The 311-nt window shown below is 62.4% G+C and carries 1 pseudogene; it reads right to left on the bottom strand.

Features of this window, described 5'->3' with window-relative positions:
- Window positions 1-195: 195 nt before the first annotated feature.
- Window positions 196-311: pseudogene (locus tag ACQG3P_RS19075) on the bottom strand (TrmH family RNA methyltransferase); the annotation flags it as partial.

Here is a 311-nt window from a genome sequence, read left to right as displayed (position 1 = left end):
GAACAGACCGGGATCCGGACACCGGCGCCGCTCTGGGTGGGTGTCTCTCCTCACCGACACAGTACGGCGCCGCGTTGCACTGTGCCGCAGCAAGAACGCGGCGCACCATGCGAAAAATCCGAATCCACCGTAGGCACGACTCCTTTGGAGAAGTCGCTCACATCACGCAGGGCAGCGCGCAAGCGTTACCCGAATTTACCGCTGTGCATACCAAGGCGACAGCAACACGGCGGTAGCCGATGCCACGTTGAGGCTTTCCACCGCACCACAGCCGGGAATGGATACCTGCAGGTCGCAGGTCTGAGCCAACG

The organism is Stenotrophomonas sp. SrG (assembly GCF_050031795.1).
GTDB lineage: Bacteria > Pseudomonadota > Gammaproteobacteria > Xanthomonadales > Xanthomonadaceae > Stenotrophomonas > Stenotrophomonas rhizophila_A.
This window is presented reverse-complemented; position numbering and strand designations above follow the sequence as displayed.